General features: G+C 34.3%; 16 protein-coding genes. 12 read left to right on the top strand and 4 right to left on the bottom strand.

What is annotated here, in order from left to right:
- Nucleotide 1 precedes the first annotated feature (1 nt).
- The 9 genes from ID741_RS12495 (at nt 2) to ID741_RS12455 (ending at nt 10711) form a co-directional block, all read left to right on the top strand.
- On the top strand, nt 2-3214 hold the full coding sequence (locus tag ID741_RS12495; protein ID WP_438720166.1) for a tape measure protein: 3213 nt from the start codon (nt 2-4) through the stop codon (nt 3212-3214).
- Nucleotides 3214-4137 (top strand): distal tail protein Dit, encoded by a 924-nt coding sequence (locus ID741_RS12490; protein WP_438720165.1) that lies wholly within the window; start codon nt 3214-3216, stop codon nt 4135-4137. Before ID741_RS12495 ends, ID741_RS12490 begins: the two co-directional genes overlap by 1 nt.
- Nucleotides 4138-4156: 19 nt before the next feature.
- The gene (locus tag ID741_RS12485; RefSeq protein ID WP_438720164.1) at nt 4157-6118 is read left to right on the top strand and encodes a phage tail spike protein; all 1962 of its coding nucleotides are present in this window, start codon (nt 4157-4159) and stop codon (nt 6116-6118) included.
- Nucleotides 6118-6294, top strand: coding sequence for a phosphoribosyl-ATP diphosphatase (locus ID741_RS12480; protein ID WP_438720163.1), 177 nt, complete (start codon nt 6118-6120; stop codon nt 6292-6294). Before ID741_RS12485 ends, ID741_RS12480 begins: the two co-directional genes overlap by 1 nt.
- 12 nt (nt 6295-6306) lie before the next feature.
- A complete protein-coding gene (locus ID741_RS12475) occupies nt 6307-8058 on the top strand; it encodes a hypothetical protein (RefSeq protein ID WP_438720162.1) in 1752 nt (583 codons plus the stop codon).
- A complete protein-coding gene (locus tag ID741_RS12470) occupies nt 8045-8782 on the top strand; it encodes a glycerophosphodiester phosphodiesterase (RefSeq protein WP_438720470.1) in 738 nt (245 codons plus the stop codon). The genes ID741_RS12475 and ID741_RS12470 overlap by 14 nt, the downstream gene beginning before the upstream one ends.
- A gap of 54 nt (nt 8783-8836) precedes the next feature.
- Nucleotides 8837-9304: a hypothetical protein gene (locus tag ID741_RS12465; protein WP_438720161.1), complete on the top strand. Its 468-nt coding sequence runs from the start codon at nt 8837-8839 to the stop codon at nt 9302-9304.
- An 84-nt stretch (nt 9305-9388) separates the two neighbouring features.
- Entirely contained in the window at nt 9389-9775 is a 387-nt protein-coding gene (locus tag ID741_RS12460) for a phage holin family protein (protein ID WP_438720469.1), read from the top strand.
- A gap of 3 nt (nt 9776-9778) precedes the next feature.
- Complete coding sequence (locus ID741_RS12455; protein WP_438720160.1) at nt 9779-10711, top strand: GH25 family lysozyme; 933 nt, start codon at nt 9779-9781, stop codon at nt 10709-10711.
- A 24-nt stretch (nt 10712-10735) separates the two neighbouring features.
- On the opposite strand, the gene ID741_RS12450 is transcribed toward ID741_RS12455, so the two are convergent.
- A complete protein-coding gene (locus ID741_RS12450) occupies nt 10736-11827 on the bottom strand; it encodes an acyltransferase family protein (protein ID WP_438720159.1) in 1092 nt (363 codons plus the stop codon).
- Between the two features lie 65 nt (nt 11828-11892).
- Here ID741_RS12450 and ID741_RS12445 point away from each other — a divergent pair, with 65 nt between their 5' ends.
- Nucleotides 11893-12741, top strand: coding sequence for a glycerophosphodiester phosphodiesterase family protein (locus tag ID741_RS12445; RefSeq protein ID WP_438720158.1), 849 nt, complete (start codon nt 11893-11895; stop codon nt 12739-12741).
- A 605-nt stretch (nt 12742-13346) separates the two neighbouring features.
- On the opposite strand, the gene ID741_RS12440 is transcribed toward ID741_RS12445, so the two are convergent.
- Nucleotides 13347-14357: an LptM family lipoprotein gene (locus tag ID741_RS12440; RefSeq protein WP_438720157.1), complete on the bottom strand. Its 1011-nt coding sequence runs from the start codon at nt 14355-14357 to the stop codon at nt 13347-13349.
- A 1294-nt stretch (nt 14358-15651) separates the two neighbouring features.
- Nucleotides 15652-16458 (bottom strand): Cof-type HAD-IIB family hydrolase, encoded by an 807-nt coding sequence (locus tag ID741_RS12435; RefSeq protein WP_218327665.1) that lies wholly within the window; start codon nt 16456-16458, stop codon nt 15652-15654.
- A gap of 168 nt (nt 16459-16626) precedes the next feature.
- Here ID741_RS12435 and ID741_RS12430 point away from each other — a divergent pair, with 168 nt between their 5' ends.
- Entirely contained in the window at nt 16627-17829 is a 1203-nt protein-coding gene (locus ID741_RS12430; protein ID WP_218327666.1) for a multidrug efflux MFS transporter, read from the top strand.
- Between the two features lie 357 nt (nt 17830-18186).
- Here the strand turns inward: ID741_RS12430 and ID741_RS12425 are convergent, their stop codons facing one another.
- Nucleotides 18187-18375: a YjzD family protein gene (locus ID741_RS12425; protein WP_218327667.1), complete on the bottom strand. Its 189-nt coding sequence runs from the start codon at nt 18373-18375 to the stop codon at nt 18187-18189.
- A gap of 105 nt (nt 18376-18480) precedes the next feature.
- Here ID741_RS12425 and ID741_RS12420 point away from each other — a divergent pair, with 105 nt between their 5' ends.
- Nucleotides 18481-21717: a DNA polymerase III subunit alpha gene (locus tag ID741_RS12420; RefSeq protein WP_438720156.1), complete on the top strand. Its 3237-nt coding sequence runs from the start codon at nt 18481-18483 to the stop codon at nt 21715-21717.
- Nucleotides 21718-21842 lie beyond the last annotated feature (125 nt).

Below are 21842 nucleotides of genomic sequence, written 5' to 3'. Positions count from 1 at the left end.
AATGGCAGATTACACTTTGAGTGCAAAAATCACTGGTGATGGTTCAGGATTTGAAAGAATGATGTCCAGTGCAAAAAGTTCATTGGACAGCCTACAAAGTAAAGTTACTTCATCAGGTCAAAAGATGCAGGATATTGGGAAGAATCTTACAAGTGTCGGTGACTCTTTATCAAGTAAAATTACTAAACCTGCATTAGCTGCTACCTCAGCATTGGCTGGTATTGCATTAGTAAAAGGTTTTGACCGTTTAACAGGTATTGACGATGCCAGAGCAAAACTAATGGGTCTTGGACATGATGCTGGAGCAGTTGATGAAATCATGAAATCAGCTACAGTATCAGTTAAAGGAACGGCTTTTGGCATGGCTGAAGCTGCAACAACTGCTGCTGGAGCCGTAGCTGCCGGAGTTAAGCAAGGTGACGAATTAACCAGGTATTTATCTCTTACAGCAGATGCAGCGGCAATTGCTGGTACTTCTATGTCTGAGATGGGTTCGATTGTAAATAAAGTAACTACTTCTGGTAGAGCTATGACTGAAAATTTAGAACAACTTTCAGATCGTGGATTACCAATTTATCAATGGTTAGGTGAAGCTGCTGGAGTTGCGGCATCCGATATAAAAGACATGGCTTCAGAAGGTAAGATTTCATCAGAAATGTTTATGGAAGCTATTGAAAAAAATATTGGTGGTGCTGCCCAAATTATGGGTCAAAACTCTTTCAAATCAACAATAGCAAATATCGGAGCTTCGATTGGTCGTATTGGTGCCAACTTCCTTGATGCGGGTGGTAAAGGCGGAGGTTTTTTCTCTACTCTTAAACCAATGCTAGCAGACTTTAACAACAGATTAGGAGTCGTGGAAGATAAAGCAGCCATATTAGGTGAAAAGTTTGGAGAATCATTTCAAAAAATAATCTCTGCAGTTCAAAAGGTTCAACAAGGATTTGAAAGCTTGTCGCCGTCCACTCAGGAACTGATTACCAAAGCTTTATTAGTCGGTTCAGGAATTGCTGTCGGGATTGGTCCTGCTTTAAAAATTGTGGGTAAGCTAACCACTGCTTTTGGCGTTTTAACAACTGGAGTAGGATTTTTAATGACACCGATAGGTTTAGTAGTAGGTGCATTTGGATTATTGGCAGCTGGATTTACTATTGCCATGATTAAGAGTGAAGGCTTTAGAAATAAAGTGTCTGAAATCATTGGAACATTTTGGAAAGTTGTTCAAGGCGCTGGAATATTAAGTATGGCCTTATTAACTATGATTACAAGTGGACCTGGTGAAAAAATAGGAGAATTACGAGAAAAATTTTTAACTATGTTTCCTGAATCTATTTGGAATTCTATGATGAATTTTTCTCAAAAATTATCAGATATCCAATCTGTAGTAGGAGCATTTATTGGAATTATTACAGGATCAATTTCCTCTATGGGTGATCTAGATGCTGCATTAGGTGGTGTACTAGATGCCGACAGTTCTGATAAATTATTAGAGTTTGGAACCAACGTCAAAAATATCTTCGATAACGTTAAAAATGTTATTACTGATTTTGCTTCAACAGTCGGACCTTTAATAGGTACAGCAGTAAGTACAATCGGACAAGTTTTATCCTCTTTAAGTGGCGTATTACAGCCTGTTATTGCTAATTTTTCACCACAGGTAGCAACATTTATTGCTTTGTTTGCAGGAATAGCCATAAAACTGAATGGACCAATTACTTCAATCGCAAAAATTATTATTTCTGCTTTTTCTTCGATTGGACCTGGAATGACTTCGGTAGTAACAACAGTAGCCGGAGGAGTTGGTAAAGTAGTAGGTGTGATTGGTCAGCTCGCTACAGGAGCAATGCCATTAACAGGTTTATTAAAAGGCATTGGTGCAGCCATTGGTGGATTGTTTTCGCCAGTTACTTTAATTGTCGCAGGTATAACTGCTTTAATTGCTATCTTCGCAACATTGATGGCGACTAGCAGCTCATTTAGAGAAACAGTTGTTGGGTCTATACAATCAATCATTTCAGCAATGCAACCTGCTTTAGAGTCTATTAAAACAGCAATAACTCAGATTATTAGTGCGGTCTTACCGGTCATAACTAGTTTGATTCAACAAATGTTACCGGTATTTCAACAAATATTCGAAGTTATTTTACAACTCGCTGTAGCAATGGCACCATTTATCTCTGCCTTAATTACACAGTTGGCTCCGGCAATCGCAAATATTATTTCAGCAGTAATGAATATTATTACGGCAGTAGCACCAGCAGTCATTGCGATTATTCAAGCGATCATTACGGTGATTCAAACATTGATACCTATTATTTCAAGTATCATTGGTGTCGTCATAAGTGTAGTGACAACAGTTATATCTACAATCAGCACAATTATTAGTGTTGTGGGCAATATTATTGCTACTATCATGGGGATCATTTCTCCTATTATATCCTTTATTGCTGGGGTTATAGGTTCTATGATGAGTGTAATTTCACCCATCATTGCTTTTATCTCTGGAGTATTTACTACAGTTTTCACTACTATTACAGGTATTTGGAATAACGTTATGAATTTCACATCAGCAGTTTTTAATGGAATTGGTGGAGTAATTAGCGGAATTAGTAGTGTTGTTTCCAGTGTGTTCAATGGAATATTCGGCACCATTAGCGGAATTATGAATGATGTAAGCAATGTAATCTCTGGTGTGTTTCAAAGCATTCAAAATGCATGGAATGGACTAACCGCTTTTGTTAGTGGAGTTTTTGAAGGTGTTGGATCAGCCGTCAATGACTTAGTCTCGGTAGTAAAAGGTTTTGTTAATGATGTGATTAGCGGCATTAATGGTGCTATTGGATTGATTAATAAAATACCCGGTGTCTCACTTGGAGAAATACCATATTTGAATTCAGGTACTAATAATTGGCAAGGTGGATTCGCTAGGATGAATGAAGGTGGGCGTGGAGAACTAGCCATGCTACCGTCAGGAACTCAGGTTATTCCCCATGATGTCAGTATGAAATATGCGAAAGAATCAGCCAAACGTGCAGCAACAAATACTGAATATTCCGGAGGTGGTACAGTCGTTCATGACTATAGAGGAATGAATGAAGGTGCAACGTTTGTCGTGAGAGAAGAAGCAGATATTGATCGCATTGCAGTAGCTTTGGAAAAAAGACAAGTAAATGGGCAACGTTCTAAAGGCTACCGAATTGGAGGTGCCTATTAATGAATGAGATTGATACTTATGGGCAATCTATTTTTGAAGGAACACCTAGTGAAGCAATTAATTTTAATGGGAAATTTTTAGAAGATATGATCCCCGGCTATCGAACTTTAAATGTTCAAGGCCGGGAACTTTTCGGATCAGAAGAAAACTATGTTCAACTAGGTATTAGAGATGGGCAAAGTCATATTTATTCAAGGTTCCCAGAAAGAGAGATTGTTGTTCAATACTATCTGAAAGCTGACTCCAATGAATCTTTTAGAGATACATTTAATCGATTGAACATGGCTCTTTTTACTGAAAAGGAAGTGGAGTTTTGGTTTAACGATGAGCCAGAGATGTTTTTTATCGGTAAGAAAACTAAAGTCGAAGATGTAGACCCTGGTGTTAATTGGGCAATCAGTAGCTTCACTCTAAAATGTGGTGATCCTTATAAATACACTAAAAGTGATGCTACTTCTGTTGTTTGGGGTTCAAACTCTATTACATTTCAGGCTAATTACTTAATGGGTAATACAGGAAGTGGCGCTGTTAATCTTAGAATCAAGTTCGAAGGTGGCGCTTTTTGGGGTAGTGATTTAATTACTTTTCAACATCAAGGATATCTTATGGGTGACAAAGGTATTGCTGCACAACCATATGAAATATATCCGACAGTTGAAGGTTTAAAAGTAAAACCGACAATCACGATTATAGGTACTGGACGTGGAGTGAAAATTAGGACTCGGAATGACACGGTTGATTTAGGAGATTTTGACTATTCCACAATTATTATTAACACGAAAAATTTCCATATCACTAAGAATGGCAGGGCAATGATTCGGCCAATGAATGATTTTTACATTTATCCTAGTGAACCTTTATACGTCGAAGCACGTGAAGGAAATATTCAATTAACAATAGAATATCCAAATAGATTTTTGTAAAAGTAGGAGAGTGATTTTTTTGTTAATGACTATGAATTTAAATCGAGAATATACGGCTATTCTTGAAAATGCGTCGGATGTAAGCTATGAGAAAAGTGAAAATCAGATTGGAAGTATTAGTTTTAAAATGCCGTTATTTGATTCAAAGAACTCAATGATTCAAGCTTTACAATATGTTGAATTAACTGACAATGAAGATGAATATATTGGACTATATAGGATTATGCCTTCAACGATTCAAAAAGATAAAAGTAACCATACAATCACATATGAAGCTACACATGTATTAGGGACGTTATTAGATAGCGTCCTTTTTGGTTACCATGAAATGGTAAATCGTCCGACACTAACAGTAATTAATTATGTTTTATCTCAGCAAAAAGTAAAACATTGGATTCTGAAAAAGTGTGAGTTTACTAGATATTTTAGTTATTCTTGGGAAAACGAGAATGGCTTGGCAGATGCTTTGTTTAGTATACCGAAAGCATTTGATGAAGATTATCTATGGGAGTGGGACACACAAGTCTATCCATTTGAATTGTCGCTTGTTAAACCTCAAACTGAACCGGTTTGTCGATTACAAGAAGGATATAACTTGGTAGGTTACGAAGTAGAATCAAACCCAAATGACACAGTGAATCGGATTTATCCATTGGGTGCTGGCGAAGGTGTAAACCAATTAAATATTAAATCAGTGAATAACAATATAGCTTATGTCGAAGATAAGACTTCGATTGCAAAATATGGATTGGTTGAATACGTGTGGGTAGATCAACGGTTTACAGATGCGCAATCTTTAAAAAATAATGCTGAGGCGATGTTAAAGAAATGGAGCATCCCTTCAGTAAGTTGGAAGACTACTGCTGTGGATTTGACTAAGCTAACTGATGAACCAATTCAAATTGATTTATTACGACAAGGAAATGTTGTAATGCTAAACACTGATGATTATGGATCGATTAATTTTAGGATAAAGAAAGAATCAAAAGCAGATGTTTTTGGCAATCCACAAGACATTAAATTAGAATTAGGCACGACAACTGGCGATATCAGTACCACATTATCTGATTTGGCAAGAAAGCAACAAATTAACGAAACCTACAGCCAAGGAGCAACTAATATTCTAAATTACTCTTATCAAGATAATTGTGAGGCAGCTTATCCGGCAGAAATTGAATTTTATATCGATGACGATGTTTTTAATATAAATACTGTTGAATTAACTTTTAAAACCAAAAGATATCGTGGTTATACCAAAGCAGTAAAAGGTGGAGGCTCAAAAACCATTACTAGTGAATCTGGTGGAAGTAGCAGACAAACTAGCTCAGATGGAGGTGCTTCTACACAAACGAGTTCATCTGGAGGCGGTCAAACACAAACGAGTTCCTCCGGTGGAGGGGTTTCCCAGACATCAGGAGCTGGAGGCGATCATACTCATCTAATGTTCAGAGCCATAAGGTATGTTAATCATGATTGGGGGAGTGAAAAAGTAGCAAATGTATATCACGCAAAAAATGGTAATTCTATTTACGTTGCTGGTGGAGGGTTAAGTGATCTTGAGACAGCGGGTGGTTCAAGTAATCATGTACACTCGATAAATATTAATCCTCATAGCCATACGTTAACAGTAGAAAATCATCGCCATACCGTAAATATTCCTAATCATAGACATACTGTTGATATACCAGCTCATAAGCATGAGGTACAACTTCCAGAACATACACATCCTCTAGAATGGGGGATTTTTCAAGCTAGTGATTCAGCTTCAAAGGTGGATATTATTGTAGATGGGACTACGTTGCCAGATCATGATACATCGCAAAGCAGGTTGAATATAGTGAATTATCTTAAGAAAACAAGTGCTGGAAAAATCCAAAGAGGAAATCATACGATTCAGATAAAACCCGATAAACTAGCTAGGATCGAAGCACAAGTAACTTGTCGTGTATTTATACAATCACAATTAGGAGGACAATTTTAGTGAAATTAAAAATTAAATTCATTAATGAAATAGATTCATTTGAAATACAAATAAATGATGGTAGGACTTTTCAAGATATATTCGAGGAATTGAATAGTACTTTGGAAGGTCCTTTTATTATGTTAGGAAAAATAATTAAACAAAAATCAACGATTGAATCCATAGAAGAAGTATAGGAGAGTGGTTACATGGCAGTTCAAAGTATTAATGAAACAGATACGCTGAACCAAGGGCGTGTGAAGATAAATGCGATTTTACAGCAGTCAAATGAATCTTCTGCAAAAGTTGATGGATATAAAACAGAATTAACAAATGGAATTAATGATGCAAAACAGATTGCAACAACTGCTGGAGAGGACGCAGTGTCAATTGCAACAACTGCCGGAAATCAAGCCAACGTTAAGGCTGATGAAGCTCTGGCCAACTCTAAAACGGCAATCACCACTTCAAACTCGGCAGTCAGTACGGCAAATCAAAATAAGCAAGAATTCGATACCTTACGGAATGAATTTGATGATTTAGTAGCTGAATCTGGTGATAGTAATCCAGAAATTGTGCAAGCAAGAACTGACACTGAAGGTATTAAGCAATCAACTTTAGCGACTCGATTAAATCGTGATTTTAATAACCGATTAAGGACTGCTGATGCGATTCAATTATTTTCTGGCGCAGTCAATACACCGAAGATGATGAACTTTAGTGGTAAGACAGTAGGGAACACTGCTTCAAATCCACATCAAGCATTTTCTGATTTCACAGCTACTAACTTAAAAAAGCCTAGCGGCTCATGGAATGAAATGACACAAACGAACTACAATAGTTTAATCAGTCGTGATGACACTGGTGTTTCCACTGGTTCATCACAAAGCGGCGTTATTCCGCAACAACTTTATAAGTTTAATGTTGTGGAAGCTGTGAGAGCCTTAGCGCCTACAATCTTCACAGGAATGTCTTTGGCAGAATCAATTGCTTTTATAAAACAGAACTTCGTTTCTTTTTCTTTGTCTATTAGAGGTAAAGCGAGTGCGCCAAACAACAAAAACTTAAAGGCAGCTACTTATTTAGAGTCAACTGATAGTTATTCTACACAACTTCAAAGTAGCGCAACTGAATACACTGATTTCACTAATGAGATTAATGATAGTAATTTCATTGATTCTGATGGTTTAGTAAATGTTATCGTCTATTCAGATAGTTCAAATGGAGTGACAGCTTCAAGCATTGACATTGATTATGTTGGTCTACAAATAATCATTAGCTTGAATCCTTTAACCGTATTATCCCAAAGTGGATTTGCCAAAAAAGAGGAAATTACAAATGCTATTACTGATTTTGAGGATAGACGAGACAATCCGAATCAAGTAACTAAAGATCAAGTGGGATTAGGCAATGTAGACAACTATGCAACAGCTACTCAATCAGATGCAGAATCAGGTACCTCTTTACTCAAATTCATGACACCTCGTAGAGTTTTTGATGCAATTGCAAAATGGACATCGGATAAATTTGTCGAAGCTACAGGGAATCAAACTGTTTCAGGGACAAAGAACTTTGTTACTGAGCCAACTGTAGGTGGTAAACCATTCACTGATAAATATGTTGATTTAACCTTAACATCAGGTTTTTCAAACGGTATGACTGGCTGGATTAAGTTTCAACGGATTAACGATTTGATTATTGTTTCTTATTCTATTGCTCCACCAAATAATAGTGGTGCTTGGGTGGAGATATTAGCTAGTAGCAAGATTCCAAATAACTTTAAGTTTGCTGATACTGTTTATGGAACAGCTAGTATTTCTGCTGCTTCAGCGGTAGCCAATTCAATGGCGGTGGTCGGTGTATCAAGTACCAATATCCAATTCGGAGCTTATAATCGTTCGTCAGGCTCATCAGCTTTTGCTGGTCAGGTAATAGGGGTGGCATTAAATCGGGGGCGATAATGTCCTGACTGTTGATAAGTATATTCTGCATGCGGGTAATAGTCAGGAATATCCCGAAAATTCTTTACCAGGCTTTAGAACTATGCCTGATAATTTTAAAGCAGTTGAATGTGACATTATCAACACTAAGGATAACCAATGGGTTTTAATGCACGATTTAACTATAGATCGAACTACTAATGGTTCTGGCTATGTTCAAGATATGACGTTGGAAGAATTGAGACAATACCGATTAGATATTGGCCCAAATATCAATAATATGACCGATAGCGAAAAAATGATCCCCACATTAAAGGAGTTATTGCTAATCTGCAAAGAAAAAGGTGTAACACCATTAATTGAACTTCGTCAAAGAGATTATACTGATGATGCTTATTTGGAATTGTTCAAACAAATCAATGAAGATTTTAGTATGTCTGAATGTGTTTTAATGGGTTTTTATTTGAGAAATTTGGAGAAATTAAGAGCGATGTCTGCTTCAATTCAGTTATGGTATTTAGCTTATTCATTGAATGAGGATGTATTAGCAATATGTAAAAAAAATAGTTTTAATGTAAATGTCATTGAAAGTGCAACTGATTTGACAAAAGATCGTGTGACTACTTTTAAACAATCTGGAGTAGAAGTTGGGGCATGGACTTTATATAATCGAAATCGATATCAGTATTTATTGGATTGTAATGTTGACCACATTACTACAAATTTGAATGATCTCAACATATAACTTACACACTTCGGTGTGTTTTTTTTATTAATTTTAAAAGGAGAAATGAAAAATATGAATAATGAAAATTTTGGAATTGCTTACGGTGGTGGATTAGTTAGAAATAAAAAAGTGAGCAAAGGTGAATTGCTATCTTTTGGTACAGGCATTAAGGGATGGGATAATGAGCGATCTCTTAATAATGATGTTTTTAGCTTGAGTAGTGATGGTAAAAAAGTCACTCTAAAGCGTGATGCAATGCTGCAAATGGATGGTATGTTTTCTAATTCTATGGTCCGCCGAGATGGGACATATTGTTACTTAAATATTAAAACAAATGGGAAATTCTTAGCTAGATTAGCTGGTTTAAGCGGTGATATCGGCTGGGAAAATGACATTTCTTTTACAAATCGTTTTACTTTTCAAAAAGGTGATGTGATTGAGCTTGAAGCAGATACCAATTATCCTAATGTTTTCTATAATTATGGAGTAGATTTTATTCGCATTCAAGAACTTGGTAAAGAAAACTGGTTCTGGGAATAAATACAACAGTAAGGGCTTGGGGAAGGGACATCCAAATGATTTTGGTTGTCCCTTTTATTATGAAAGAAGGTAGGTATTATGGAAATGTTTAGTTACTTAGCGCACTTGGTGGATGATCAAGATTTCAAGGCTGTTTACGTTCTCATGCTCATCTGTATAGCAATGATTATTGATTTTTTGTCGGGTACTATTGCAGCAAAAATCAATCCAGATATAGAATTCAAATCAAAAGTTGGTATCAATGGTATTTTAAGAAAAGTTGCCAGTGTGGTTTTACTTATATATTTTATTCCTCTAGCGCCGTTAGTTCCAGGAGGGGCGGGAGTCGGTTTAATTTATGTTTTGTATATTGGTTATCTATGTATGGAAATCAAGTCAATTTTTGAGAACTATCAAAAGATGGGTAATGATACATCACTATTTGAGCGATTTATGGATAATTTTAAGAGTAACAAAAAGGATGGTGATTAAATCATGTTAAATGGGATTGATATTGCTAGCTGGCAAGCTGGTATAAATGTTGGAGCTGGAGGAGTAGCTGCTGACTTCGTCATTATAAAAGCTACTGGTGGTGTTGGTTATACTAATCCATATTTTCAAGGTCAATTAATACAAGCTATGAATTCTGGAAAAGAAGTTGCGTTGTATCATTACGCAAATGAAATAGGGCTAGAAGGTACAGCAATTCAAGAAGCCCAACATTTTTTAAAACAAATAGCTTCTTATATAGGCAAAGTTAATCTAGTTTTGGATTGGGAATCAACCAACAAAGCGAATGTAGCATGGGCAAAAGCTTTTTTAGATTATGTAAGAGAACAAACTGGAAGTATGCCATTTTTCTACACTTATACCGGAGTAGTTAATGCTTATAATTTTAGTTCGATAGCTCAAGCGGGTTATCCATTATGGATTGCAAATTATTATACAGATCAACCACAAGGATACAGTCAACCCAATCCGCCGGTATCAAACCACTTTTCAACAACAGCTATGTTCCAATATACGTCGAATGGTTGGTTAGATGGTTATGGTAGTCGTTTAGATTTAAATGTCTTCTATGGGACACGAGAAGATTGGCGTGCTTATATCGGTGGTCAAAAAATTGAAAAAATAGAAGAAGTGATTGAGGAGGAAGAAGATATGATTTATGCATTTGCAAATAGAGGAGCAATTTTTTATGTACAAGGTGGAACAATTGGCGTTCTACAAAATGAAGATGATTGGAAAGCAATTCGGGGTGTGTATAGTCAAACTCACGAAGGAAAAGAACTACAGGTGTTTGATTGGCGAGAAAATAACTCAACGGCTGATGCTGTTTTCCGTACACTTGGATATTATAAAGATAAAGCGTTTAGAGAATCTACAACAAACGATATCAGTACCATTTTAGAATCTATGAATAAATAAAAAAGTAGTCCTCTTAATCGAGGGCTACTTTAATTTTATTTTCTTTAATTTGAGCATATCTACAAATATTTTATTACTAGTAATAGCAATAGTAATGATAGTAAATATTAGCCAAATTATTATCTGAACAAAATAAGAAAATTCAAATATGAAAAACTTAAGTTTAAAAGCTACAAGAATAAAAATAGGATGTAGCAAAAAAATAGGAAGCGTTTTGGAACCTATATTCGTAAAGATAGTTTTTCTAGAAGGGATAATATTTAAGACCCCAATACATATTAAAGGAATAAGAAAGTAAAAAATATATAATTGAACGCTGGGTAATAATCTTGGATATAAATTCATTTCTGAAAATCCAACGGCACCTCTAAGAAGTAGGTCTATATGCTCCACTTTCAACAGAGCTAAAGTAACTAGAAAAACTGGAATAAATGCTAGTTTCAAAATATTTGGTTTTATATTGTAAAGTTGTTGCATAATGTTTTTTGGAATAAGAAAGCCAATAAGAAAAAACGGAAAAAATGATAAGGTTCTTTGAAAACTAAATGTATAACTATATGCTCCAGGAATTGGAATTAAGGCTGAAATATTCGATGTATAGTATCTAGAAATTACACAGAAGAAGATGATAATTGCGATTGCCATTACTTTTATCTTTTTATTATCAATTTTATTCAAGCCTAAAACACTTAGATACCAAACTATAAGACTTGCCAAATACCACAAGTGATAAATTGGAATAGTCAAAGCTGTCAACAATGAGAATTTTATAAAATCAAAATAGTTAAATAAGAATACAAAAAATATTTGGAATGCGATTAACAAAATGAAGAGTCTAATAATTTTTTGAAGAGTCATCCTTTTTGATAGATAACCACTTATCGTTATAAATAAAGGCATATGAAATGTGTAGATAAAAAGAAAAAGTGGATAATATGGTCCTGCATTAAATTCTAAAAAATGACCAAAAACGACTAAGAATATTAAAATGCCTTTAGCATTATTTATTTTAATATCTATTGAAATAGCCTCCCTACTGTGATTTAATTTAATATCATTATAGCATTTAATACAGGAATATCTAGTGATATAGCCATTTAAAAAAATATTTTTCACAATATATGATTGTTTTGGTGTTATTTAACAATTAAATTCTAATAAATTACATTGGGGATAGAGAAATGAAAAAGGTTTTAGTGAATTTGGTAGTAATTATAATTTTAATAGTAATAGTTTTGGGACTTTCCAACACATATACTGTAAAAGCGGGAGACGGTATTTTAGAAGGGATTAAATACATCCTTCACGCTGGGAATAGTCTAGAGTATCCAGAAAATTCATTACCTGGATACAGAAGTATTCCCAAAAATATAAAAGCAGCCGAATGTGACATAATTGATACCAAAGATAATCAATGGGTGTTAATGCACAATATTACAATAGATAAAACTACTAACGGAAGTGGTTATGTTCAGGATATGACTTTAAAGGAACTCAGAAAATATAAATTAGACATAGGTCCTAACATAAACAACATGACGGATGAAGAAAAAGATATTCCTACATTATCCGAATATCTGAAAATTTGTAAAAAAAAGGGATTAACACCAATTATTGAGCTTAGACAGAGAAATTACTCTGAGAAAAGTTATCAAAACTTGTTTAAAAATGTCGAACAAAATATAGGTATTGAAAATTGTATATTAATGAGTCTTAGTTTAGACATAATGCAAAAATTAAGAAGTATGTCCGGCCAAGCTAACCTTTGGTATATAACTAATTCATTAAATGACGATGTTCTGTCAATGTGCAAAAAAAATCGTTTTGGTGTTAATGTAGATCAAAACTCAGCAGATTTAACAAAAGAAAATGTATCCAAGTTTAGATTAAATGGAATTTCAGTTGGATCATGGACTTTGTATGATTATGATAAATTTAATTTTTTAAAAGAGAGCGGGGTTGACTATATTACAACAAAATTTAATGACATAAATATAGAAGAATTTGAACAAATTAAAAGAGAGCATTAATCAATTTTTAGAGGTTTTAGATATATATATTTTAATAATATGGTTGGTTTGATTGATATTGTTGAATAGAATATTGAAAACATTGGTTTTGACTTCTAAAATAACAAACAAAAAATAAAAATGTGGGCAGAAACGTGGGTAGGATAAAAGTGAAACTGCATAAAATCAGTCATACAGAATCTAGATAACTTCTTTTAATTACTGTATTTTTAATTTTATGCATTTAAAATAACTAACTCGAAATCCGTCGAACCGGTTCATCCCGGCGCGCAGGTTCAAATCCTGTACCTTCCTTATATATCTTACAAATAATGCTAGAAACATTGATACAGAGCAATTCTGTTAATGTTTCTAGCTTTTTTTGTAATTGACTAACTTTCGAGATAATTCACTAGTTCATTCACGTTTTTACGATTTTTTTGTTATATCCAACAGTTATAAGTAGTCTGAATTTCTCGCTTGGTAACTTTTCGACAGTTTCTTTTTCAATTGCCATTTGTATCAATTCTTTCAATTTGATAAAATAGGCATAATTAAATAAGCTTATTCCTTAGGTTAATTTATTCTGCACAATCTGACTCTTGGAGGGGTGGGATTGTGTTTTTTTATTGCAGATCTATAGTTGCATCATATTCATGATAAGCATTATCATCATTAAAATCATCAGTATCATAACTGCTATTAAATTTTAACCGTATTTGGTTAATATCAGTAACGTTTTCTAGGTTTGTTAGTGGAAATGAAGCATAGCCATTAACTTTACTACCACTAAACAAATCTCCAGCGAACGATTTCATGTGGTAACTGCCTTCAGTTTGTTCACCTGTATTTGTATTTAAAGTTGCATATTCCGGAAAAATGCCAACATCTCTTGAAGTATTATCAATGTTAAAGTGAACCATGATAAATGCTGGGTATTCTTCATCAGAGTAATCTTTGAAGTCTTCAACTTTTAGTATACTTACTTCATCAATTGAGACGTTAACCCCAGACCAAGAACTATCCGACCAATTAGTGGCGTAATCTTTTTGATCAATAATTTTTGTTTTTTCTGCACCATTATTAGTAGCTAAATAACTAAATTTCTTATTATTTTTTAAGAGTGAATTATCTTTTTTCTCAGATTTTGATGATGAATCAGATTCATCGTTACTTTCCTTTTTATTTTGTTTATTTTTTTCAATTGGTTTTAATACCATCTTCTCACTTTCTGAAGAATCACTTATTTTTTCAGGTGTTAGGATAATATTTTTCCCTTCACTCCCAACCAAGTATGTTTCATCTTCTGAGTTATCTTTATCGTCGCTCTTCCATGTCAGCTTGTTTTTATCTAAAGTATACTCATATTTAAAATTCATTTCATCGATAATACTTTTAGCAAATTCTTCTCCAATTGATTCCATTTCACTTTTAGCTGAAGATTCCATGTTATTTGAATCAATTGAAAATGTTATAACATGATCAGAAAAGCTAAGGATCATTGATGGATAATCACTTTTCTCAGATTCTACAATCCAATCATTTGCTTTTAAATCTGCTGTTGATATGTTCCTTCCGCAAGCCGCTAAACTAAATACTGCAATGAGCGTTAAAATACTACCAATAATTTTTTTCATTTCTTTCTCCTTTAGGTTCATAATATTTATTTTAAAAGCCTAGTTCATACCAACAAAAACTGTGAAAGGCTTTAAAATACACTTTTTTAAAATTAAGTAAGAAAATTTTTAACACAAGGTATTAAATTGTTCTTGTAACCAAGTTAGTTAGTAAAAAGGCTACAACTAAAAGACCTAAAAACCGTTCCCCAACGTTCATTAGGCTTTATTGCATTTTTTTAACTTTGCGTTAATTTTAACATCACGTGTTAAAAGAGTCGATGAATATTTCGATTTGCTAACTTATTTGCTTTCAAAATAAATATGAGGAGGCGATATTATGCCGGATACAACAAATTTACGAGAGCGAATTATCAAGTTTAAAGAAGCAAACAAACTGGTTTAATTAATGTTAGTAAGTTAGAAGTATTTTCAGCTTTATCAGGTAAAAGAACTGACCCAAAGTCAAATTTAATTATTTCTATATTAAAACAAGCATTTGGCGTTAAGTGAGGAGGATTTGTCAATGCAACAATTCGTTTTGATTTCATTGGATGATCTGAAAGTATTGATATCAGAAAAAGCTATTCCAAATAAAGTGTGGAACTCGCAACATGTTGCGTAATATTTGAAAGTCACATTACCAACTTTATTTAAAGAAACAAGAGCAGGAAAGATACCTGGTGTTCAGGTTGGAAGTACAGCTTAATAGCCTTATTTTGTAGCAAAGAGGGATTGAGATGCAGTTATGATCAAATAATTTCAATTTCAAAGGTAGGTCTTTAATTCAATGTCGGAGACAACAATTACAAGTTGATGGTGATGCATTGAATAAATCAAAATTAATGACTGTCTATCAAAAGGAACAGATAAGTAAAGATCAAGAGGATTTAAGGGCTTTTGAGCTTGAGCTAGGATGAAAAATTTAAATGAAATAGATTAATTTCTCAGTAATTATGATGTGTTTATTAGCCACGTCGGTAATGGCTTTATATAATATTTGGATTTCATATGGCTACATTATTTTAATAAACAAACAAATTAACCACCATGGCTTATTGAAGTTTTTGCCCCAGCAATTGATCAAATCGCATGATTGGTAATGAGGAATTTTGTTTTTTGTAAAGGGCAATCTTTGTTAAATAAAGGCTTATGACAGCCAACTTTAAGTGTTTAAGGTTCCTATACCTTCCTTATATTTTACTTTTTATATTAGCTAGCAATATTGATAGCACTACTGTTGATATTGTTAGTTTTTTATTTAATAAAAAAACAGCCTGAAAATTTCAGACTGTTAAGTACAATTGTTAAATGATTATAGATCCAAATATTTTGTTAGATAATCTGCTAGACCATCTTCAGAGTTTGGTTTATCAGTAATATCATTAGCGACACTTTTCACTTGGTCAGTTCCGTTTGCCATTGCAACACCCCAGCCGGCATATTGCAGCATATCGACATCATTGTGTTCGTCTCCAAAAGCAATGATATCTTTCTTGTCCATTTGGAATTCATCGATTACCCGTTCTAAACCATGGGCTTTTTGAATACCTTTAGCTACTACTTCTAAAATTGATGAAGGACCGCCCCATGTATTGACTTCAATCTCTTGACCAAATTGATTTTTTAGTTCATTAGAGACACTGACTAAATTTTCAGGTTGGCTACGAAGAAGCATTGAAGTAGGATTGCTAGTTAAAGTATCAGTGGTTAATAGATTATCTAAAGTTGCTTGTTCAGAGGCGAATAGACCCTTATCAAAGAAATTTAAATCATCAATAAAAAAGGTATTTCGATTTTCTGCAGCAATAAAGTCTAATTTGAGATTCTTTTTTTCAGCCAATAAATCAAAAACAATTTTACGATTTATTGCAGTTTCTTGTTCGCCTTTCCATTGTTTGCCAGGAAGATGAACTAGAGCACCATTAAAATTAATCATGGGTGAAGTTAGCTTTAATTGGTGATAAAATTGTTGGCTCATGCGGTAAGGTCGACCAGTTGCAATGACAACTTGATGGCCGTCTTCAACAGCACGTCGCAAAGTTTTAAATGTTTTTTCTGTAATGATTGAATCTTGATTTAAAGTAGTACCATCTAAGTCAATCGCGATTAATTTTTTCATGTAATCTCCTCGTTTCAATTTGTTTAAGTCTAGCATATTGTAACGAAAACACAACTATATCAGGCTTTTTTTCAGTTTCTTGCAAATTTTTTAAGATTTATTGTCTAATTCTAAAGATAGCAGTATAGTATAATTGAGTCATTTTGGACTAGATAGGGAGCGAAAAAAATGAAAGTTAATTGGCGAAGAAATCTCTTCGTTACGTGGATTGGTTGTTTTTTCACTGGCGCCAGTTTTAGTTTGGTTTTACCATTTATTCCAGTTTATGTGGAGCAATTAGGAACCCCAGCGTCTCAAGTAGATATTTTTGCAGGACTAGCAATTTCAGTAAATGCCTTAGGAGCAGCTATTTTTTCTCCATTGTGGGGAAATTTGGCGGATCGAAAAGGTCGAAAAATGATGATGGTACGTGCCGCAGCAGGGATGACGATAACTATGGGTTCGTTAGCATTTGTGCCAAATGCCTATTGGTTATTGATTATGAGATTTATGACTGGAGTCTTGGCGGGCTACATACCAAACGCAACTGCCATGATTGTCTCACAAACACCAAGAGAAAAAAGCGGTTGGGCGCTTGGCACTTTATCAACCGGTGCTTTAGCCGGAAATTTAATTGGTCCATCAATCGGCGGGTTATTGGCCCAATTATTTGGATTAGAAAATGTTTTCTTGATTACCGGTGCGATTTTATTCATCTGTATGATTTTAACTATCTTTTTAGTACAAGAGAATTTTGTTCCAGTGAAAAAAGGCGAGATGATTAGTATTCGAGATCTAACGAAAAAAATAGATCATGTCTCTGTTTTGATCGGTTTATTTATTAGTACTATGATTTTACAGCTGGGAATTACCAGTATTAGTCCAATTTTGACATTGTATATCCGGCAATTAAATAGTCATGGTGGCAATACTTTGTTAATCAGTGGTTTTATCGTTTCAGTTTCTGGGATTTCTGCAATCGCTTCTTCACCGACATTGGGAAAATTAGGCGACCGTATCGGCAATCATAAAATTTTAATTTTTGGCTTGGTCTTATCCTTCTTATGTACTGTGCCAATGGCATTTGTGCAGACGCCTTTTCAATTAGGCGTATTGCGCTTCTTCCTGGGATTTTCTACAGGAGCTTTAATGCCATCTATTAATACGTTGATTGGGAAAATGACCCCAAAAGAAGGCGTCAGCCGTGTTTACAGCTATAACCAAATGTTTAATAATTTTGGACAAGTTATCGGCCCAATGTTGGGTTCTGGAGTTGCAAATACCTTCAGCTATTCAATGGTATTTATTGCGACGAGTGTTTGTATATTCGGAAATATTCTTTTGAGCCTCTTTAATTTTAGAAAATTATTATTCAAAAAAACTGCTAAATAAAAAGCAGTTTCTGTGATTTTGCAATGAAATAGCGAGAAAATAAACGAAATGTTGTTTGGATTAAGGGGATTAAAAAATGCAGAAAAGTATTTTTAAAACATCAGAACTTTGGATAGCAATTCTCAACTTGGTAGTAATGCTATTAGCATTATTTAGTCAAACACGAACGGCCATTGTCTGGGTTACAGTAGTTATATTCTTGCTGAATTTTCTTATTTGGATTTATAGGGCATTTAAAAAAGTGAATCTTATAAAATAGAAGAAGTATCTTCAGCGGTGAAAAACAACCATCGTATGAAACTAGGAAAAAAATAAAAAACCAGTTACAATAGAGTAACTGGTTTTTTGTTGAAAAAATTATGCTTTTTTTGTCATGTTTTGTTTTGGTTTAACGAAGCTAGCAACAATAATTGCCATTAGACCAACAAAAAGTGAAATGCCGGTAGATAATGGGAAATTGTAAGCACCGCTTTGTAAGGCGCTACCGAGATAGCAAACTGCCTGACCAATTAAGAAAGCCCAAAAGAAAGTCACTAAATATTTCATTTGAGACACCTCTTTTCTCATATTTTCTAGTTTAGTTTAGCATTATTTTCTGAAAAGTAAAGGAAAGTCTCAAGAGATTGTTATAGTTTAAACTTGGAGGAATCTATGAAATTACCACAACTATATACGAGAACTTCATATTCTTTGTTAAAAAGCACCTTAACCGTTGATTCCTATGTAAAAAAAGCTAAAGAACTAGGTTACTCAAGCATAGCGATTACTGATGATGATGTGCTTACTGGGGCTGTTGAATTCTCTTTAGCTTGTCAAAAATATCAAATACAACCGATTATCGGTTTAAATTTAAGTTTTTCTTCTATTGAAGAACGCCACATACTATTATATGCCAAAGATTTGCTTGGTTACCAAGAATTGATGCGAATTTCTTCTGAACGAATGATTGCGGAAAAAATTTTATCTTTAAAACATTTCAATATCCAGTCTGACCATTTGATAGCAGTCCTGCCAACATTTATTTCTGAAGAAGAAGTTGATCAGTTACTTTTATCTTTTAAGGAAATCTATCAAGGTATTTCTAGTAATCAAGAAAATATAAACAGTAAGTTACCGCTAGTTGCGCTTCACGAAGTCAATTATTTAGAGCCTCAAGAGGCTTTTGCAATAAAAGTGATGGATCATTTACAAAACGGTACCCATATTTCGAATGAAGAATTACATGTAACAGAAGGTCCAAATTTTTTAACGTCTCATGAAATTTTTGCTACTGCTTATAATGATCATCCGGAAGCGATTGGAAATGCCCAAAAAATAGCTGATGCATGCCAACTAGAAATTCCCTTACATCAAAAACTTTTACCCCATTATCCTGTCCCTGATGGGGAATCAGCCGATAACTATTTAGAGGAATTATGTTGGGAGAAATTATCTGAACGCGTGGAAACTGTTACGGAGGTATATCATGAACGCTTAACAATGGAATTATCCATTATTCATCGAATGGGTTTTGATGACTACTTTTTAATTGTTTGGGATGTGATGGATTATGTTCACCGCAATCAGATTGTTAGTGGTGCTGGACGGGGTTCAGCAGCAGGATCGCTAGTAGCTTATGTTTTAAATATCACAGATGTTGATCCGATTAAATATGATTTATTATTTGAACGATTTTTAAATCCTGAACGAAATTCGATGCCAGATATAGATTTGGATATTCCTGATAATCGACGCAATGAAATTCTACATTATGTTAAAGAAAAATACGGTCGTTTTCACGTTGCACAAATTGCTACATTTGGTACAATGGCAGCCAAAATGGTTCTGCGTGATGTTAACCGGGTATTTGGGTTATCGCAAAGCGAAGCCAATCGCTGGTCAGCAGCTATTCCCAATCAATTAAAAATTACCTTGGGCCAAGCTTATGAGCAATCGGATCGTTTGCGAAACTTAGTGAATCAAAGCGAACGGAATCAATTATTATACCAAACTGCTTTAACTTTAGAAGGATTACCTCGCCATGTTTCTACCCATGCTGCAGGAGTTGTTATTAGTGATCAAGACTTGGTTAATTTAGTTCCTCTGCAAAATGGCGCGGAAGATATTTTATTGACGCAATTTACGATGGGAGACGTTGAACGTCTTGGTTTATTAAAGATGGATTTCCTTGGTTTGCGTAATTTATCAATTATTGACACGACATTAAAAAACATCCAACAGTTTAATCATGAAACACTTACGTTAAACCAAATTCCATTAGATGATCCAGCAACTTTAGAACTTTTTCAGCGAGGGGACACGGCAGGCGTTTTCCAATTTGAATCTGCTGGTATTCGTAATGTTCTAAAAAAATTGGGACCGACTTCAATCGAAGATATTGCCGCGGTGAATGCTCTATATAGACCGGGTCCAATGCAAAATATCGATACTTTTATTGCTAGAAAAAAAGGAAAAGAACCTATTACTTATCCTGAAGCGGCGCTCCAACCAATTTTAGAAAACACCTATGGCATTATTGTTTATCAGGAGCAAATTATGCAGGTTGCTGCTAAAATGGCTGGCTTTAGTCTAGGACAAGCAGATATTTTAAGACGAGCAGTAAGTAAAAAGAAAAAAGACATCTTAGATGAAGAAAGAGAACACTTTGTCAAAGGTTCTATGGATCAAGGCTATAGTCAGCAAAGTGCGGAAAAAGTCTATGATTATATTGAACGTTTTGCCGATTATGGTTTTAATCGTTCCCATGCTTTTGCTTATTCTTTTGTAGGTTATCAAATGGCGTATTTAAAAGTTCATTATCCCGGTCCCTTCTATACCGCTTTATTACAGTCTGTTCGTGGTGATAGTAAAAAAATGCGGGAGTATATTGCTGAAGCAAGTCGTGCAGGGATTGATTTATTGGGTCCAGATATTAATAAAAGTCAATTTAGTTTTACTCTGATAGATAAAAATTTAATGCGTTTTGGTTTAGATGCAATTAAAGGTATTCGACGTGATTTTGTGGCAAATATTTTAAGTAGTCGCAATCAAGGTGGTTCATTTAAGTCTTTAGACCAGTTTTTACTGAGAATTGATGAGCGATGGTTAAAATATGACTACATTGCACCACTCATTTATATTGGCGTTTTTGATAATTTGCATAACAATCGAAAAGAACTATTAGCAGAATTAGAGGGCAAGTTACAAAATGTTGTATACAGTGGAGGCAGTTTAGATCTATTAAATATTATGAGTTTGAAAAAGCAAGAATTAACTGATTATGATTTAGCTGAAAAATTAGACATCGAAGAACAGTATTTAGGTTTTTATTTGTCTGGGCATCCAACAGAAGGTTTTCCTAAGTTAAACAAACAGCGCAATATTCAATCAATTAGTCAATTAGCGGTCGGTAGTCAGGCTGAGATTTTATTCTATTTAAAAGAAATTCGTGAGATTCGTACAAAAAAAGGCGGAAAAATGGCCTTTTTAACCGGCAATGATTTAAGCGGTGAAATTTCTGCAACCGTATTTCCACAGTATTATCGCCGTGTTCGTGAAAATTTGTCGATCAATCAAGTTTATTTATTAAAAGGAAAAGTAGAGCGAAGTAATTATGATCAAAGTCTGCAGGTTTTGGTAGAGGAAATAACCTTGGCGGAATCAGTAGAGAATATTTTATCTGATCAAACCCTTTATTTAAAAGTGACAAAAGACCGACCAGTCAAAGAAACTGAGCAATTGATTGCTGACACCTTAAAAAAATCAGCGGGAAATATCCCAGTGATTATTTATTTCGAGTCAGACGGTCGAAAGATTGCGCTGAGTAGAAATTTTTGGATAGGTCGTAATGAACGGATATTAACTGAATTAGGTGACATATTAGGGGAAGAAAACGTCGTATTAAGATGATTTCATCTGATTTCCAAAAACTTTTTACCGTTGGAAAAGCTTACATCTCAATTGATGGAGGACTTTTCTAACTTTCTTTGATAGAATAAACCGTGAATCAAATTGATGGTTGTTAGTTTGAAATA

This window comes from Enterococcus sp. AZ103, from assembly GCF_051714685.1.
Lineage (GTDB): Bacteria > Bacillota > Bacilli > Lactobacillales > Enterococcaceae > Enterococcus_A > Enterococcus_A alishanensis.
The sequence above is the reverse complement of the archived record's forward strand: the minus strand, read 5'-3'. Positions and strand labels throughout refer to the sequence as shown.

Bases quoted from the DNA above. Each gene is read 5' to 3' on its own strand.
- ID741_RS12495 (WP_438720166.1), top strand. From the start codon at position 2: ATGGCAGATTACACTTTGAGTGCAAAAATCACTGGTGATGGTTCAGGA.
- ID741_RS12490 (WP_438720165.1), top strand. From the start codon at position 3,214: ATGAATGAGATTGATACTTATGGGCAATCTATTTTTGAAGGAACACCT.
- ID741_RS12475 (WP_438720162.1), top strand. From the start codon at position 6,307: ATGGCAGTTCAAAGTATTAATGAAACAGATACGCTGAACCAAGGGCGT.
- ID741_RS12465 (WP_438720161.1), top strand. From the start codon at position 8,837: ATGAATAATGAAAATTTTGGAATTGCTTACGGTGGTGGATTAGTTAGA.
- ID741_RS12460 (WP_438720469.1), top strand. From the start codon at position 9,389: ATGTTTAGTTACTTAGCGCACTTGGTGGATGATCAAGATTTCAAGGCT.
- ID741_RS12455 (WP_438720160.1), top strand. From the start codon at position 9,779: ATGTTAAATGGGATTGATATTGCTAGCTGGCAAGCTGGTATAAATGTT.
- ID741_RS12445 (WP_438720158.1), top strand. From the start codon at position 11,893: ATGAAAAAGGTTTTAGTGAATTTGGTAGTAATTATAATTTTAATAGTA.
- ID741_RS12440 (WP_438720157.1), bottom strand. From the start codon at position 14,357: ATGAAAAAAATTATTGGTAGTATTTTAACGCTCATTGCAGTATTTAGT.
- ID741_RS12435 (WP_218327665.1), bottom strand. From the start codon at position 16,458: ATGAAAAAATTAATCGCGATTGACTTAGATGGTACTACTTTAAATCAA.
- ID741_RS12430 (WP_218327666.1), top strand. From the start codon at position 16,627: ATGAAAGTTAATTGGCGAAGAAATCTCTTCGTTACGTGGATTGGTTGT.
- ID741_RS12425 (WP_218327667.1), bottom strand. From the start codon at position 18,375: ATGAAATATTTAGTGACTTTCTTTTGGGCTTTCTTAATTGGTCAGGCA.
- ID741_RS12420 (WP_438720156.1), top strand. From the start codon at position 18,481: ATGAAATTACCACAACTATATACGAGAACTTCATATTCTTTGTTAAAA.